The sequence below is a fragment of the Massilia sp. SYSU DXS3249 genome, assembly GCF_053668055.1.
Window position 1 is genome coordinate 31709 of the sequence record NZ_JBSIPX010000015.1, and the last position, 16250, is coordinate 47958.

Here is a 16250-nt window from a genome sequence, read left to right on the forward strand (position 1 = left end):
GGCTCAAGCCTGGCCATGCACGCCCTGCGCCAGCAGCAGCTGCTCGAACAGCTCCGCCGGCTTCGGATGGTGGAAAAAGTATCCCTGCCCGTAATCGCAGCCGGCGCTGCGCAGCAGTTCGGCCTCTTGTTCGTTGCTGATGCCCTCTGCGATGACGCGCATGCCCAGCGTGTGCGCCATGTCGATGATCGTCTTGCACAGGGCCAGTTGGCGGCTGCCCGTCTTCATGTTGTCCACGAACGCGCGGTCGATCTTCAGGAATTCGAAGCGGTACTGCTGCAGGTAGGAGAGCGAGGAATAGCCGGTGCCGAAGTCGTCGAGCGAGAGTGCGAAGCCGTGCTCGGCCAGTTGGCGCAGGCGGCTTTCGACTTCCAGGTCGTGTTCCAGCAGCGAGCCTTCGGTGACTTCGATGACGATGGCGTGGGCCGGTAAATCTTGCGAGGCATGGAAGGCGATGCAGCGATCGATGCTGTCGCCGCCCTTGGCGATCTGCAGCGGCGAGACGTTGATGCCGACCTGGAGCGGCTGCCCGAGTTCGCGTATCCAGCGCACGGCGTCGGTCACGACGGTATGGAAGACCCATTCGCCGATATCGAAAATCAGGCCGGTGTCCTCGGCCAGCGGAATGAATTCGACCGGGTTGACCCAGCCGCGCTGCGCATGACGCCAGCGCACCAGCGCTTCGGCCTTCACGACCCGTCCCGTCTCCATGTCGACGATCGGCTGGTAATGCACCTGCAGTTCGCCGCGGACGATGGCCAGGCGCAGGTCGTCGCTCATGCGGCGCCGTTCCTGGGCCCGGTCCTGCATGGCGGGCGAAAAATAGGCATAGCGGTTGCGGCCCAGGCGCTTGGCTTCGTACATCGCCTGGTCAGCGTGTTTCAGGAGGCTGTCGGCGTCGCCCGCATCGCCCGGGAAGTGGGTGATGCCGATGCTGGCCGACAGGTGCAGGTTCTCGCCGTCGATGCGGAAGGGCTGCGACATCGCGTCCATGATGCACTGGGCGACCCGGTCGATCACGTACGGGTCTTCGTTTTCCAGGTTGTGCATGTTGACCAGCAGGACGGTGAATTCGTCGCCGCCCAGGCGCGACACGGTGTCGCTGTCGCGCGTGCAGCGCAGCAGGCGGTGGGCCGCTTCCTTCAGCAGCTGGTCGCCGACGTTGTGCCCCAGCGTATCGTTGACTTCCTTGAACTGGTCGAGGTCGATGTACAGCAGAGAGAAGGCCGGGTGCTCGCCGCGGTGGCTGCTCTTGATCGCCTGGCGCAGGCGGTCGAGGAACAGGTGGCGGTTGGGCAGGCCGGTCAGGCTGTCGTAATTGGCCTGACGCCACAGCAGTTCCTCGTCCTTCTTGGCACGCGTGATGTCGCTGGCGATCTCGATGACGTTGCGTACCTCGCCGGTGGGCGAGGTCACCGCGGTCACCGAGCGGTCTTCCGCGATCAGGTGCCCATCCTTGTGGCGGCTCCAGATTTCGCCCTTCCAATGGCCAACCGCCAGGACCTGTGCGCTCATGGCCGCGTGCGCATGTTCGCGTTCCATGTCGACGTCGTAGAAGCCGGCGCTGCGGCCGATGACTTCATCGGCCTCGTAGCCGCGCATGCGCGTAAAACCCGGGTTGACCATGATGATGCGCCCGGCCGCGTCGGAGATGGCGATCGCATCGCTGCTGTGGGCAAACACGAGCGAGGCGCGCGCCATCATCTCTTCGGCTTCCTTGGCCGGCGTGATGTCGGAGATCGTCCCGTAGACCCGGCTGACGGCGCCCTCGGCGTCCTTGAAGGCGCGGCCATGGCAGCGCAGCCAGATCCAGTGCCCGTAGAGGTGGCGCACGCGCACTTCAAGCGAAAAATCGGCCAGGTCCCCGGAGCGTACCTGGCGCAGCGTCGCGTCGGCCAGGGCCAGGTCTTCCGGATGCACCAGGCGGTCCAGCCTGGAGGTGTCGAGCTCCACGTTTTCAGCGACATGGCCGAGCAGCTGGCTGCAGTGTTTCGACAGCCGCAGCTGGTTGGTGGCGGCATGCCAGTCGAAGGCGCCCGAGCCGGACGCTTCCAGTGCCAGGCGCGAGCGTTCTTCGAGTTCCGCCAGGTGCTCCTGGGCGCGATAGCGTTCGGTGATGTCGTGCACAGTGCCGACCAGGACCGGGCAGCTGCCGTCGGCTGCATAGACCGCCGTGACCGTCACTTCGCCGACCTTGGTCCCGGTGGGGTAGTTGGACACCTCGTCCCAATGCACGCTCTCGCCGGTCTCGATGGCGCGGCGGTACTTGGAGCGGACCAGTTCGATCGATTCGGGCGGAATGACTTCGTGCACGAATTTGCCGACGACGGCACTCGGGGGCAGCCCCGTCGTGACTTCGAAGGCGCGGTTGACGTGGATGAAGCGGTATTGCTCGCCTTGCCGGCTGACTTCGAGGACGTAGATCACATCCCGGATACTGTCCTGCAGCAGCGAGAACACGTTCCCTTCGACACTGGCGTGCAGCCCCAGGGACGCCAGGATCTGATGGGCGGCCTGGTCCGTATCGGAAGAGGGGGTGTGTGCTGGCATCGGCTCGTACGGTGTAAGTGACGCGGTCGGGTCATTGCGGCTGCCCCTCATGCTGGGCGGGTGTCAATGTACCCGATTTTGTTGGCAAGGGATACAGAAGAAGGGCGAGGCGGCCTGCGCGCCGGCAGCGCTCTACCGAGCGCTGCGCCGCCTGTGCATCTGCCACAATCGGCATCCACCAACACAAGGAGGTTCGCATGAGCATCGAAAAAGTCCTGTACCGCGCCAAAGCCACCTCGCAAGGCGGCCGCGAAGGCAGTTCGCGCAGCGACAACGGCGTGCTGGACGTCAAACTGACCACCCCGAAGGAGCTCGGCGGCAATGGCGCGACCGGCACCAATCCCGAACAACTGTTCGCGGCCGGCTATTCGGCCTGCTTCTTGGGCGCGCTGAAATTCGTCGCCGGCCAGCAGAAGGCCAAGCTGCCGGAAGACCTGACGGTGACCGGCGAGGTCGGTATCGGCCAGATCCCGACCGGCTTCGGCATCGAAGTCGACCTGACCATCCACGGCCCGGGCATGGAACAGCAGCAGTTGCAGGAGCTGGTCGACAAGGCCCACATCGTCTGCCCGTATTCGAATGCGACCCGCAACAACATCGACGTGCGCCTGAAAGTGACGACCTGATGCAGGGTTGAAGGCTCGCCAGCGCGGCCGGCGTGGCGGCCGCGCGACACCGGCCGTGTTCCAGCGCGCTGCGGGCATTGCCGAACGGCCAGCTTAGTTCGCCGATCGCAAATATCGGATCAAGGGCGTATCCGGCACACATATAATGGAGGCCCTTGCCGCCTCCTGTTTGCCCATGCCTTTTAGAAAAGAACCAGCCCACACCCACGGTAGCATTGCCCAGAGCGCCATCGTCCTCGTCAACCTCGGCACGCCGGATGCGCCGACCCGGGCGGCGGTCAAGCGTTACCTGAAGCAATTCCTGTCCGATCCGCGCGTGGTGGAGATCCCGCGCCTGGTGTGGTGGTTCATCCTGAAATTCTTCATCCTGCCCTTCCGTTCGGGCGCCTCGGCAAAGAAATACCAGACGATCTGGACCCGCGAGGGCTCGCCGCTGAAGGTGCATACCCAGAAGCAGGCCAGCCTGCTGGCCGAAGCGCTGGAAGAGCGCGGCCACGAAGGCGTGCAGGTGCGCATGGCGATGCGTTATGGTTCGCCCTCGCTGCCCGAAGTGCTGGACGAACTGAAGGCGGCCAACTGCGACCGCATCGCGATCCTGCCGGCCTATCCGCAATATTCCGGCACCACCACCGCCTCGATCTGGGACGCCGTCTTCGCCCACTATAAAAACGTGCGCAACGTGCCCGAGCTGCGCCTGGTGAAGCACTACCACGACCACGAGGGCTATATCGACGCCCTGCACGACATCGTGCTGGCGCACTGGGACGCGCACGGCCGCGGCCAGAAACTGGTGATGAGTTTCCACGGCGTGCCCAAGCGCACCCTGATGCTGGGCGACCCGTATTACTGCGAATGCCAGAAGACAGCGCGCCTGCTGGCCGCGCGCCTGCGCCTGTCGCCGGACGAATACGTGGTGACCTTCCAGTCGCGTTTCGGCAAGGCCGAGTGGCTGCAGCCCTACACGGCGCCGACCGTGCAGCAGCTCGCGCGCGAGGGCGTCAGCCGGGTCGACGTGATCTGCCCGGGCTTTACCAGCGACTGCCTGGAAACCCTGGAAGAAATCTCGATGGAAGTGAAGCACGATTTCGAAGCGGCCGGTGGCAAGGAATTCCATTACATTCCCTGCCTGAACGAGTCGCCGACCTGGATCGTCGGCATGGCGGAAATCGCCGAACAGCATTTGATCGGCTGGCCGACCATCATGAGCCCGTCGCAGCGCGAAGCCGAGCGGCGCGATGCGGAGTTGGGGCGCGAGCATGCGCTGCGGCTGGGGGCCTGAGGTCCATCTGCTCGGAATCGCCAGCACCGCCAGGGTGTAGCTGATTCCAACTATCGACGCGTGGGCGGGGAATCCGCCCACCCTACCGGTATGATCTGACCCGTAGGGTGGGCGGGTCTCCCGCCCACGCGTTCAACCGGTCTGCGCGCACCAAGTCTGTCAACAGCACGCTATGGCCCATCCTTGGCGAGCTCACCCGACCTGCTAAAATGCGACGTTTTGGCGACCCCGATCACACCCCTGCGTAACAGATACAAACCGTTGCCAGCGCGGTGTAGACCACGACGGCGCTGCTGATCAATTGTAATTTCATGGTAATGCTCCCTGGTTCGGATGTTGTTCTACGGACGACTTCACGCGTCCTGGGAGCAGGATAAAACTTCGCGTTCCGGAAAGAACCACCTCATCGGTAAGTGTTGTAACAAATGTTGTCAAACTTTCCGCTGACAGAACGGTAATACCCCTTGAAGTTGTAGGAGATCACCCCATATGGGGCGCTGTACGACAAGCAGTATCCGTCCAATCATTCAGCCAAGTACTTGATTTCAGGAGTTTTTCGATGCAAGACCAAGAAAATCCAGAGGTGATTCCCCAGCCAGAAGGCGAAGCCGCCCAGGCCGCACCTGCGACCGGCGAGCCGAGCCTCGAAGAACAGCTGAGCGCGACCGAAGCCAAGCTGGCTGAGATGCACGATGCCTTCATGCGGGCCAAGGCCGACGCCGAAAACATCCGCCGCCGCGCCCAGGAAGACGTCAGCAAGGCGCATAAATTTGCCATCGAAAGCTTCGCCGAGGCTATGGTGCCGGTACGCGACAGCCTGGAAATGGCCCTGAAGGTCGAGGCGCCGACGGTCGAGTCGATCAAGGAAGGCGTCGAAATGACGCTCAAGCAATTGACCTCCGCCTTCGAAAAGAACCGCCTGGTCGAAGTGATGCCGCAAGCCGGCGACAAGCTCGACCCGAACAAGCACCAGGCCGTGGCCGTGGTCCCGGCCGACCAGGAAGCCAATACCGTGGTGAGCGTGCTGCAAAAGGGTTACATGATCGCCGACCGCCTGCTGCGTCCGGCCATCGTCACCGCAGCAGCGCCGAAATAAGAAAAACATTCTGTGCTGATCGGCAAAGACCCTTGAAAGCACGCAGTTTTTCCCAATATTACAAAACATCCGAAACTTAGCAATTTAAAGGAAAAAATCATGGGCAGAATCATCGGTATCGACCTGGGCACCACCAACTCGTGCGTCGCGATCATGGAAAATGGCCAGCCTAAGGTCATCGAAAACGCGGAAGGCGCGCGTACCACGCCTTCGATCATCGCTTACCAGGAAGATGGCGAGATCCTGGTTGGCGCGCCGGCCAAGCGCCAGGCCGTCACCAACCCGAAGAACACCTTGTTCGCCGTCAAGCGCCTCATCGGCCGCAAGTACGACGAGAAGGAAGTCCAGAAGGACATCGGCCTGATGCCGTACCAGATCGTCAAGGCCGACAACGGCGACGCCTGGATCGGCGTGCGCGACAAGAAGCTGGCCGCGCAGCAGGTGTCGGCTGAAATCCTGCGCAAGATGAAGAAGACCGCCGAAGACTACCTCGGCGAAGAAGTGACGGAAGCGGTCATCACCGTGCCGGCCTACTTCAACGACTCGCAGCGCCAGGCAACCAAGGACGCCGGCCGCATCGCTGGCCTGGACGTCAAGCGCATCATCAACGAGCCGACCGCGGCCGCGCTGGCTTTCGGCCTGGACAAGACCGACAAGGGCGACCGCAAGATCGCCGTGTATGACCTCGGCGGCGGCACCTTCGACGTGTCGATCATCGAGATCGCGGACGTCGATGGCGAGAAGCAGTTCGAAGTGCTGTCGACCAACGGCGACACCTTCCTGGGCGGCGAAGACTTCGACCAGCGCGTGATCGACTACATCATCGACGAGTTCAAGAAGATTAACGGCCTCGACCTGTCGAAAGACGCGATCGCCCTGCAGCGCATCAAGGCTTCGGCCGAGCGCGCGAAGATCGAACTGTCGTCGTCGCAGCAGACCGAAATCAACGAGCCGTACATCGCCATGGCGAACGGCGCGCCGGTCCACCTGAACCTGAAAATCACCCGCGCCAAGCTGGAGTCGCTGGTCGAGGAACTGATCGCCAAGACGATCGAGCCATGCCGCATCGCCATCAAGGATGCCGGCGTCAAGGTCTCGGACATCGACGACATCATCCTGGTCGGCGGCATGACCCGCATGCCGAAGGTGCAGGAGAAGGTCAAGGAGTTCTTCGGCAAGGATCCACGCAAGGACGTGAACCCGGACGAAGCCGTCGCCGTCGGCGCCGCGATCCAGGGCTCGGTCCTGTCGGGCGAGCGCAAGGACTTGCTGCTGCTGGACGTGACCCCGCTGTCGCTGGGTATCGAAACCCTGGGCGGCGTGATGACCAAGATGATCCACAAGAACACCACGATCCCGACCAAGTTCTCGCAGGTGTTCTCGACCGCCGACGACAACCAGCCGGCCGTGACCATCAAGGTCTACCAGGGCGAGCGTGAAATCGCAGCGGGCAACAAGGGCCTGGGCGAATTCAACCTCGAGGGCATCCCGCCGGCACCACGCGGCACCCCGCAGATCGAAGTGACCTTCGACATCGACGCCAACGGCATCCTGCACGTCGGCGCGAAAGACAAGGCCACCGGCAAGGAAAACAAGATCACCATCAAGGCGAACTCGGGCCTGACCGAGGACGAAATCCAGAAGATGGTGAAGGACGCCGAGCTGAACGCCGAGGAAGACAAGAAGGTCAAGGAACTGGCGGAAGCGCGGAACCAGGCAGACGCTCTGGTGCACTCGACCCGCAAGTCGCTGACCGAGTACGGCGACAAGCTGGAAGCCGGCGAGAAAGAGAAGATCGAGACGGCCATTACCGACCTCGAAGGCTCGATCAAGTCGGGCGACAAGGCCGACATCGACAACAAGACGGCCGCCCTGTCGACCGCTGCGCAAAAGCTGGGCGAGAAGATGTACGCCGACATGCAGGCGCAGCAGGCTGGCGGTCCGGGCGCCGAAGGCGGCCAGCAAGCCGGCGGCGCGGATGCGTCGGCCCAGGCTGACGACGTCGTCGATGCCGACTTCAAGGAAGTGAAGGACGCGAAGTAATTTTCGCTCCGTAGAACAACCGAGCCGACGCAATCTTTACTGCGCGGCTCGGTTTTTTTGCTCAGACAGTTTGTATAGTAAATAACAGCAAGGTGCCAAATGGCAAAGCGTGATTTTTACGAGATCCTTGGGGTCGCGAAGGGTGCTTCGGAAGAAGAGATCAAGAAGTCGTATCGCAAACTGGCGATGAAGTACCACCCTGACCGCAACCCGGACAACAAGGAAGCGGAAGAGAAGTTCAAGGAGGTCAAGGAAGCCTACGAGATGCTGACCAATCCGGAGAAGCGCGAGGCCTATGACCGTTACGGTCACGCCGGCGTCGACCCGAACATGGGCGGTGGCGGCTTCGGCGGCGGCGCCGGCGGTTTCGGCGACGCCTTCGGCGACATCTTTGGCGACATCTTCGGCGGCGGACGTGGCGGACGCGGCGGTGGACCGCAGGTGTACCGCGGCGCCGACCTGCGCTACAACCTCGAGATCACGCTGGAACAGGCCGCCAACGGCTTCGACACGACCATCCGCGTGCCGAGCTGGGACAAGTGCGACACCTGCCACGGCAGCGGCGCCAAGCCGGGCACCCAGCCGGTCACCTGCACCACCTGCGCCGGCCACGGCCAGGTGCGTATGCAGCAGGGCTTCTTCAGCATCCAGCAGACCTGCCCGAAGTGCCACGGCAGCGGCAAGATGATCCCGGAACCCTGCGCAGCCTGCAGCGGCGCCGGACGCATCAAGCGCAACAAGACGCTGGAAGTCAAGATTCCGGCCGGTATCGACAACGGCATGCGCATCCGCTCGACCGGAAACGGCGAGCCGGGCACGAATGGCGGCCCGTCGGGCGACCTGTACGTGGAAATCCACATCAAGCCGCACCAGGTGTTCCAGCGCGAAGGCGACGACCTGCATTGCGAAATGCCGATCTCGTTCTCGAAGGCGGCCCTCGGCGGCGAGATCGAAGTGCCTACGCTCACCGGCAAGGTCTCGTTCACGGTGCCGGAAGGCACGCAGACCGGTAAAACCTTCCGCCTGAAGGGCAAAGGCATCAAGGGCGTGCGCTCCGGTTATGCGGGCGACCTGTTCTGCCACGTGAATGTCGAGACGCCGGTCAAGCTGACCGACAAGCAGAAGGACCTGCTGCGCGAGTTCGAGCGTTCGACCAGCGAAGGCGGCGCCAAGCACAGCCCGCAGAGCAAGGGCTGGATGGACAAGGTCAAGGACTTCTTCGAATAAAAGTCTTTAAGGAACCGCCGGGTGGCATGTGCCCCCGGCGGTTTTTTTTCGCGTATCGCAGGCGGTGTTGCGTTTACAATATGCAATCCTCACAGAAAACCACCGAAAGGCGTAACTGGCCTTTCCCAGCAGGAGAATCAAATGGCGAAAACCCCTACCGGCCTGACGGCCGCCGACCTGTTCGAACGCAACCGCGACTGGGCGGCTTCCATGGTCGAAGAGGATCCTAATTTCTTCAAAGACCTCGCTTCCCAGCAAGCTCCGGAATACCTGTGGATCGGCTGCTCGGACAGCCGCGTGCCCGCCAACGAACTGGTCGGTATGGCGCCGGGCGAGCTGTTTGTTCACCGCAATATCGCCAACGTGGTCGTGCACTCGGACCTGAACTGCCTTTCCGTGTTGCAGTTCGCGGTCGATGTCCTGAAGGTCAAGCACATCATCATCTGCGGCCATTATGGCTGCGGCGGCGTGCACGCGGCGCTGACCAATGCCCGCGTCGGACTGGCCGACAACTGGCTGGGCCACGTGCGCGACGTGCGCGACAAGCACGGCAAATACCTCGGCAACGTGGCGGGACAGGCCGCCACCAACCGCCTGGTGGAACTCAACGTGGCCGAGCAGGTCATCAATGTCGCCCACACGACGATCGTGCGCGACGCCTGGGACCGCGGCCAGCCGCTGACCATCCACAGCTGGGTCTACGGGGTGCACGACGGCCGCCTGCGCGACCTCGGCATCACGGTCAGCAGCTTCGAGGAAATCGCGCCGAAGCTCGCGGTCGTGCTCGACGGCTACGGCGACAAGGGCGCCGCGCAGTGAACGAAGACGGCGACCTGGCGCTGCTGCGCGCCATCGTCCGCCAGTTCGTGGACGAACGCGACTGGGACCAGTTCCACACGCCGAAGAATTTGTCGTCGGCGCTGTCGGTCGAGGCGGCCGAATTGCTGGAGCACTTCCAGTGGCTCCAGACCGGCCGCGCCGAGGAGCTGGGCGCCGATAAACTGGAGCAGGTGCGCCACGAGATGGCCGACGTGCTGGTCTATCTGGTGCGCCTGGCCGACAAGCTCGACGTCGACCTGATGGCGGCGGTCGAGGAAAAGATGGTGCTCAACCGCGCCAAGTACCCGGCCGACAAAGTGCGCGGCGATGCGCGCAAGTATTACGAGTACGAGGACGCCTGAAACAAGGGCCATATTCATTGGCATACCCGTAGGGTGGACGGCTTCGCCGTCCACGCGTCGATAGCGAACCCATATGTCATGCGGCTCGCTGATCTTGCCACCTGGTCCCAGGAACAGCGTCAACTGAATCGCCGTGTCGCCGGATACGACTGTGCGAACTTCAACTATCGACGCGTGGACGGCAGAGCCGTCCACCCTACCTGAACTCGGCGCCCAGGACGCCATCCGAACTGGCGATCCCGAGCATATCCATCAGCTTCTCGAGTTCGGCACGCACCTGCCTGCACCCCACCACGTCATCGCTCCCGACCGCGTCCAGCGTCTGCTGGAACTGCTTCATCACCCAGAACTTGGTCGGATGGCGCTCGATTCCCCCCAGCAGCCGTTCCAGCAGGCCGTCGATGTCTGCGGCCGGCAAACCTTCTATCTTCGGCGCCGCCTGGTAAGCCCGCAAGCGCTCGAGCACGCGCGGCACGATGAACAGCGGTGCGTCCTCGACATGCGGCAGCGGATCGCGGGCCATGACATTTCTCCATATGGGGTGCCTGCGCGACGGGCGAAGCAGAAAGGCTCCGGGCTGGCGCCTGGCGTCATGGTAGCCTTTTTCGCAGCCCCGCTGCGCCCTGTCTGTATGGGATCAGTTGCCCCGATAGGTCGAGTAGCCGAATGGGCTCAGCAGCAGGGGAATGTGGTAGTGCTGGGCCGTGTTCTCGACCTTGAATTCGACGGGAATCCGGTCGAAGAAGGTCGGCTGGCGCAGCTTCGCATAGTGTTCGCCGGTCTTGAAGACGATCCGGTAGGCGCCGGCGGCTAGCGGCTTGCCGGCCGGGTAGAGCGCTCGCACGCGGCCTTGCGCATCGGTGACGGCGCTGCCGAGTTCGCGCCATTGCGGACCCTCGCGCTGCTCGAGCGTCACGGCGACGCCCGGGGTGGGCTGGCCGCTTTGCAGGTCGAGGATGTGGACGCTCAGCGGATTGTCGGCGGCGGCGGCATGCAGGCAGGCGCCGGCCAGGGCCAGTGCGAGGAGGGGACGGGTCATGCTGTTCATAAAATGCTCCTTGATGGATCAGTGGATGCGCGCTTGCGCAGATGCGGAAAGGGCGGTTTGTGCCGCGATGGCGCAGGCATGGTCGTTGGCCGCGCCGCCACCGCCGGCAACACCGATGGCGCCGACGACCTCGTCCTGGACGCGCAGCGGCACGCCGCCGCCGAGCAGCAGCAGTTCCGGCAGCGTGGCCAGGTTGCGGGCGTCGGGCGTGGCGGCCGCCTGGCGTGCCAGCTCGAGCGTGGAGCTGCGGGTCGACAGCGCCGTGTAGGCCTTGCGCCGGCTGGCCTCGATGTTGTGCGGGCCTACGCCGTCGGCGCGCTGGACGGCCACCAGGTTGCCGCCCCGGTCGACGATGGAGACGACGATGGCGCGGCCCTCGGCGCGGCAGGCTGCGATCGCGGCGCCTGCCAGGCTGTTGGCAGTGTCGAGCGACAGACCGTCGCTGCGCGGCAGGGCCGCCAGGGCCGGTTGCGCCAGCAGGAGGGCGCACAGGGCTAGGATGCTGCGGGGCATGGTCTTCCTTCGGTAACAGTGAGGCGCCTAGTCTGCACCGCCGGCCCCGACGCCAGCCTGACGCGCAGATGACAATTCCGTCATGTTGGCGGGCATGCCCGCGGCTTAGAATGGGCGCCATGCACATCCTCATCATCGAAGACGAGCCGAAGACCGGCGACTATCTGCAGCGTGGCTTGCGCGAGTGCGGCTTCACCGCCAGCCTGGCGCGCAACGGCCGCGATGGGCTGCACATCGCCAGCGAAGAAGAAGTCGACCTCGTCGTGCTCGACGTCATGCTGCCGCGCATGGACGGGTGGGAGGTGCTGGAAGCCTTGCGCGCGCGCACCGGCACGGCCCAGCTGCCGGTGCTGTTCCTGACCGCGCGCGACGCCGTCCAGGACCGCGTCAAGGGGCTCGAACTGGGCGCCGACGATTACCTGGTCAAGCCCTTCGCCTTTGTCGAACTGGTGGCGCGGATTCGTACCCTGCTGCGGCGTGGCCGCGTGCGCGAAGACGAGCTGCTGCGCATCGGCGACATGGAGATCGACGTCATCGGCCGCAAGGTGCGGCGCCAGGGGCGGCAGGTCGTGTTGACGGCGCAGGAGTTCAACCTGCTGCACCTGCTGGCGCGGCGCGAGGGACAGGTGCTGTCCCGTTCGTTGATCGCATCGCAGGTGTGGGACATGAATTTCGACAGCGACACCAACGTCATCGACGCCGCCGTCCGCCGCCTGCGCCGCAAACTCGACGATCCCTTCGAGCAAAAGCTGATCCATACCCGGCGCGGCATGGGCTATGTGTGCGAAGCCTCGCCGCAGGAAGACAGGGGATGAGGAATTCGCTGACCCTGCGCGTCAGCCTGGCTTTCGTGCTGATCGTGGCGCTCAGCGCCGCCGGCCTGGGCTGGTATCTGTACCGTTCCTTCGTGGATGAGATCGTGCGCCGCGACGACATTGCGCTGCTCGGGAAGCTGCGCCAGGTGCAGCAGTTGCTGGGCAACCCTGGCGCCGCCCAGCTCGTCCATCAGCGTCCACAATACTTTCGCGACACCATGAGCGGCCAGGAAAATTCCCTGGTCCGCATTGCCTATGCCGACGGCCAGGTATTGCTCGACATTAACGCGCTCGGTGAGCGTTATCCGGTACCGCCCGCCGCGCCGGCGCCCGCGCGCGCGGACATCGCCGCATGGACCAGCAGTGCCGGCTATCCTGCGCAAGCCGTTTCCGGCAGCGTGCGCCTGGGGGGCGAGCGCCCGGTGCAGATCACGGTGGCGCGGGTGTATGCCGACCGCACCGCCATGTTCGACCGCTACCGCCGCCAGATTGTGCTGGCGTGCAGCGTCGGCGCGCTGCTGGCCGGCCTGCTGGCAGCGCTGATGCTGGCCCGCGGTCTGCGTCCCCTGCGCACGATCGCTGCGCATGCCGCGCTGGTGCGTCCAGGCAGGCTCGACAGGCAAATCGACGACAGGGACGTGCCGTCCGAATTGCAGGGCCTGGTTGCAGCGCTGAACGCCATGCTGGCGCGCCTGCACGACGGCTACACGCGGCTGTCGGGTTTTTCCGCCGACCTGGCGCACGAGTTGCGCACGCCGCTCAACAACCTGCTGGGGCAGACGCAGGTGGCGCTGGCGCATCCGCGCAGCCCGCGCGAGTATCAGGACTTGCTCGGGTCGAACGTGGAGGAGCTGGAACGCCTGTCCGGCATGGTCGACAGCATGCTCTTCCTTGCGCGCGCCCAGCAGGAAGATGTGGTGCCCAAGCGCACCCGCCTGTCGGTCGAGGCTGAATTTGCGCGCATGGTGGAGTTTTTCGAAGGCATGGCCGAAGAGCGCGGACTGCGCTTGGCGCATGCGGGGGCGGGCGAAGTCCAGGCCGACGCCCAGTTGCTGCGCAGGGCATTGGCCAACCTCGTATCGAATGCGATCCGGCACGCCTCGCCCGGCAGCGTGGTCAGGCTGGCGGCAACGGCGCGGGAGGGCTGGATCGCCCTGGCGGTCACGAACACGGGGGAGGCGATCGGCGAGCGCGACCTGCCGCACCTGTTCGAGCGCTTCTACCGTGCCGACACGGCGCGCAGTGAGGGCGCCCGGTCTACCGGCCTGGGCCTGTCGATCGTGAGTGCAATCATGCAACTGCACGGAGGGCGGGCCGAAGTGCGCTCCGAACCCGGCAGCAACACCTTCCTGCTCCTGTTTCCGGCGCCGTGAGACGGGTGGGTGGCCCCGGCTGCCACCACCTCGGCCGTTGCCGGCCGTATTCGTGTTGGCATCCTTCCGCAGTTGCTATTAAGCTTTTGCTATGAAATCGCAGATTTGCTAGCAGATCGACGCATGGCATGCGCGTTACCCGCGCGTTGTTTGATCTGGATTAATGGCCCCTCGCGCTCGGACCAGATTGCTCGTATGATGGTCTTCAGTGCGCTCACGACAAGGTAATGAACATGCGCCCCATCGTAATCGTCCCGGCATGCACGCGTGATTTTGGCGAACACCCGTATCACGCGGCCCAGCACAAGTATGTCGACGCCATCGTCCTTGGCGCCGACTGCGCGCCCATGATCCTGCCCTCGCTCGGCAAGGACCTCGACCTGGAGACGATGCTGCAGCTGTGCGACGGGATCATGCTCACCGGCTCGGCATCGAACGTCCACCCCAGCTATTATTCCGAAGAAGTGCTCGACCCCTCGCTGCCGCAAGACCCCGCGCGCGACGAGACGACCTTGCCCCTGATCCGGGCGGCAGTCGGGCGGGGCATTCCGATCATCGCGATCTGCCGCGGTTTCCAGGAGATGAACGTGGCACTGGGAGGCAGCCTGCACCAGGCGGTGCAGATGGTGGAAGGCAAGTTCGACCACCGCGAAAATCCCGAGCTCGGCATGGACGAGCAATACGGCGACGCCCACAAGATCAGGCTGACCCCGGGCGGCATGCTGCACGGAATCGTCGGCGCCGACGAGATACCGGTCAATTCCCTGCACGGCCAGGGCGTCAACGAACTGGCCCCCGGCCTGGTGGTCGAGGCGGTTGCCGAAGACGGCCTGGTCGAGGCGTTTTCGGTCGGCGCGGCGCCCGGTTTCACGCTCGCGCTGCAATGGCATCCGGAGTGGCGCATCACGCAGAACCCGTACTCGATGAAGATGTTCGGCGCCTTCGGCCAGGCCTGCCGCGACTACCGTGCCAAGAAACTGGGACTGACATGAACACCTGCAAGCACCTCGTTCGCTACGGTGCGGCAGGCGCCGTTCCGTAGCTGCCTCCCTCGTTCTCCCCTGTATGCGTGCAGGGCGCCGCGTTGCGCCCTTGCTAAGATGAACATTGACTGAGGCAATCATGGCAATCCGCGAGAATTTTTCTTACACCGACATGGACGAGTGGCTCAATGCCAAGCGCGTCACCGAAATCGAATGCCTGGTCCCCGACCTGACCGGCGTCGCCCGCGGCAAGATCCTGCCGCGCGTGAAATTTACCGAAGAGCGCGGCATGCGCCTGCCGGAAGCCGTGCTCGGCATGACCGTCACCGGCAACTCGCCGATCGGCGACGAGGCCTATGACAAGGCCATTTCCAGCACCGACCGCGACATGATCCTGAAGGCCGACCCGACCACCATCACGATGGTGCCGTGGGCGGTCGACCCGACTGCGCAGGTGATCCACGACTGTTATTTTGCCGACGGCACCCTGGTCGACTTCGCCCCGCGCTCGGTGTTGCGCCGCGTGCTGAAACTGTACGCCGACAAGGGCTGGAAGCCGCTGGTCGCGCCCGAACTCGAGTTCTACCTGACAGCCAAGAACATCGACCCCGACCTGCCGCTGGCCGCCCCGATCGGCCGCAGCGGCCGCGCCGAAACCAGCCGCCAGGTGTACAGCATCGACGCCGTCAACGAGTTCGACCCGCTGTTCGAGGACATCTACGATTACTGCGACATGATGAACCTCGACGTCGACACCCTGATCCACGAGATCGGCGCCGGCCAGATGGAAATCAACTTCCAGCACGGCGACCCGCTGGGGCTGGCCGACAAGGTCTTCTATTTCAAGCGCACCCTGCGCGAAGCGGCGCTCAAGCACGACATGTACGCCACCTTCATGGCCAAGCCGATGGCGGGCGAGCCGGGCTCGGCGATGCACGTGCACCAGAGCGTGGTCGATGCCGAGACCGGTCGCAACATCTTCAGCAACGGGGAAGGCGGGGAGTCGGCCCTGTTCCACCAGTACATCGGCGGCCTGCAGCGCTACATGCCCTCGGCGATGGCGATCGTCGCCCCTTACGTGAATTCCTACCGCCGCATCGTGCGCCAGTCGGCTGCCCCGATCAACCTGCAATGGGGCATCGACAACCGCACCGTCGGCTTCCGCGTGCCGGTGTCGGGCGCCCAGGACCGCCGCATCGAGAACCGCATCATCGGTGCCGACGCCAATCCTTACCTGGCGCTGGCTGTGACGCTGGCCTGCGGCTACCTGGGCATGGTCGATGCGCTGGAGCCGACCCCGATCGTCGAGGGCAGCGCCTACAAGATGCCGGTCGCGCTGCCGCAGGGCCTGCCCGAAGCGCTGCACCACCTGCGCGGGGAAGCGCGCCTGCGCGAAGTACTGGGCGACCGTTTCATCGATGTGTATTCCGCGATCAAGGAACTCGAGCACCAGGAATTCATGACCGTGATCAGCCCGTGGGAACGCGAGCACCTTTTATTGCACGTGTAAGCATCA

15 protein-coding genes are annotated in these 16250 nt (G+C 64.2%); 11 read left to right on the top strand and 4 right to left on the bottom strand.

The genetic code is table 11. The features are described from left to right. Positions 1–3: 3 nt before the first annotated feature. Positions 4–2550, bottom strand: coding sequence for a sensor domain-containing protein (locus ACWCIA_RS16945; RefSeq protein ID WP_454165130.1), 2547 nt, complete (start codon positions 2548–2550; stop codon positions 4–6). A gap of 197 nt (positions 2551–2747) precedes the next feature. Here ACWCIA_RS16945 and ACWCIA_RS16950 point away from each other — a divergent pair, with 197 nt between their 5' ends. The 7 genes from ACWCIA_RS16950 (at position 2748) to ACWCIA_RS16980 (ending at position 10002) form a co-directional block, all read left to right on the top strand. Further along, complete coding sequence (locus tag ACWCIA_RS16950; RefSeq protein WP_454165131.1) at positions 2748–3176, top strand: organic hydroperoxide resistance protein; 429 nt, start codon at positions 2748–2750, stop codon at positions 3174–3176. Positions 3177–3351: 175 nt separating this feature from the next. Further along, entirely contained in the window at positions 3352–4455 is a 1104-nt protein-coding gene (gene hemH / locus ACWCIA_RS16955) for a ferrochelatase (RefSeq protein WP_454165132.1), read from the top strand. Positions 4456–5014: 559 nt separating this feature from the next. Beyond that, on the top strand, positions 5015–5551 hold the full coding sequence (gene grpE / locus ACWCIA_RS16960) for a nucleotide exchange factor GrpE (protein ID WP_454165133.1): 537 nt from the start codon (positions 5015–5017) through the stop codon (positions 5549–5551). A 99-nt stretch (positions 5552–5650) separates the two neighbouring features. Beyond that, the gene (gene dnaK, locus ACWCIA_RS16965) at positions 5651–7594 is read left to right on the top strand and encodes a molecular chaperone DnaK (RefSeq protein WP_454165134.1); all 1944 of its coding nucleotides are present in this window, start codon (positions 5651–5653) and stop codon (positions 7592–7594) included. 99 nt (positions 7595–7693) lie between these two features. Continuing rightward, positions 7694–8821: a molecular chaperone DnaJ gene (dnaJ, locus tag ACWCIA_RS16970; RefSeq protein WP_454165135.1), complete on the top strand. Its 1128-nt coding sequence runs from the start codon at positions 7694–7696 to the stop codon at positions 8819–8821. Between the two features lie 141 nt (positions 8822–8962). Beyond that, positions 8963–9640, top strand: a complete 678-nt coding sequence (can, locus tag ACWCIA_RS16975) for a carbonate dehydratase (protein ID WP_454165136.1) — start codon at positions 8963–8965, stop codon at positions 9638–9640. After that, on the top strand, positions 9637–10002 hold the full coding sequence (locus ACWCIA_RS16980) for a nucleotide pyrophosphohydrolase (RefSeq protein WP_454165137.1): 366 nt from the start codon (positions 9637–9639) through the stop codon (positions 10000–10002). Before can ends, ACWCIA_RS16980 begins: the two co-directional genes overlap by 4 nt. Positions 10003–10198: 196 nt before the next feature. On the opposite strand, the gene ACWCIA_RS16985 is transcribed toward ACWCIA_RS16980, so the two are convergent. From ACWCIA_RS16985 to ACWCIA_RS16995, 3 genes are all read right to left on the bottom strand, one after another. After that, a complete protein-coding gene (locus ACWCIA_RS16985; RefSeq protein WP_454165138.1) occupies positions 10199–10525 on the bottom strand; it encodes a DUF4844 domain-containing protein in 327 nt (108 codons plus the stop codon). A 114-nt stretch (positions 10526–10639) separates the two neighbouring features. Then, positions 10640–11050 (bottom strand): hydroxyisourate hydrolase, encoded by a 411-nt coding sequence (uraH, locus tag ACWCIA_RS16990; RefSeq protein WP_454165139.1) that lies wholly within the window; start codon positions 11048–11050, stop codon positions 10640–10642. An 18-nt stretch (positions 11051–11068) separates the two neighbouring features. After that, positions 11069–11563, bottom strand: a complete 495-nt coding sequence (locus ACWCIA_RS16995; RefSeq protein ID WP_454165140.1) for a heme-binding protein — start codon at positions 11561–11563, stop codon at positions 11069–11071. Positions 11564–11682: 119 nt separating this feature from the next. Between ACWCIA_RS16995 and ACWCIA_RS17000 the strand changes: the two genes are divergently transcribed. The 4 genes from ACWCIA_RS17000 (at position 11683) to ACWCIA_RS17015 (ending at position 16244) form a co-directional block, all read left to right on the top strand. After that, positions 11683–12378 (top strand): heavy metal response regulator transcription factor, encoded by a 696-nt coding sequence (locus tag ACWCIA_RS17000; RefSeq protein ID WP_454165141.1) that lies wholly within the window; start codon positions 11683–11685, stop codon positions 12376–12378. Then, positions 12375–13751 (top strand): heavy metal sensor histidine kinase, encoded by a 1377-nt coding sequence (locus ACWCIA_RS17005; protein WP_454165142.1) that lies wholly within the window; start codon positions 12375–12377, stop codon positions 13749–13751. Before ACWCIA_RS17000 ends, ACWCIA_RS17005 begins: the two co-directional genes overlap by 4 nt. Positions 13752–13984: 233 nt before the next feature. Beyond that, entirely contained in the window at positions 13985–14743 is a 759-nt protein-coding gene (locus ACWCIA_RS17010; RefSeq protein ID WP_454165143.1) for a gamma-glutamyl-gamma-aminobutyrate hydrolase family protein, read from the top strand. 130 nt (positions 14744–14873) lie between these two features. Continuing rightward, complete coding sequence (locus ACWCIA_RS17015) at positions 14874–16244, top strand: glutamine synthetase family protein (RefSeq protein WP_454165144.1); 1371 nt, start codon at positions 14874–14876, stop codon at positions 16242–16244. Positions 16245–16250: the final 6 nt, after the last annotated feature.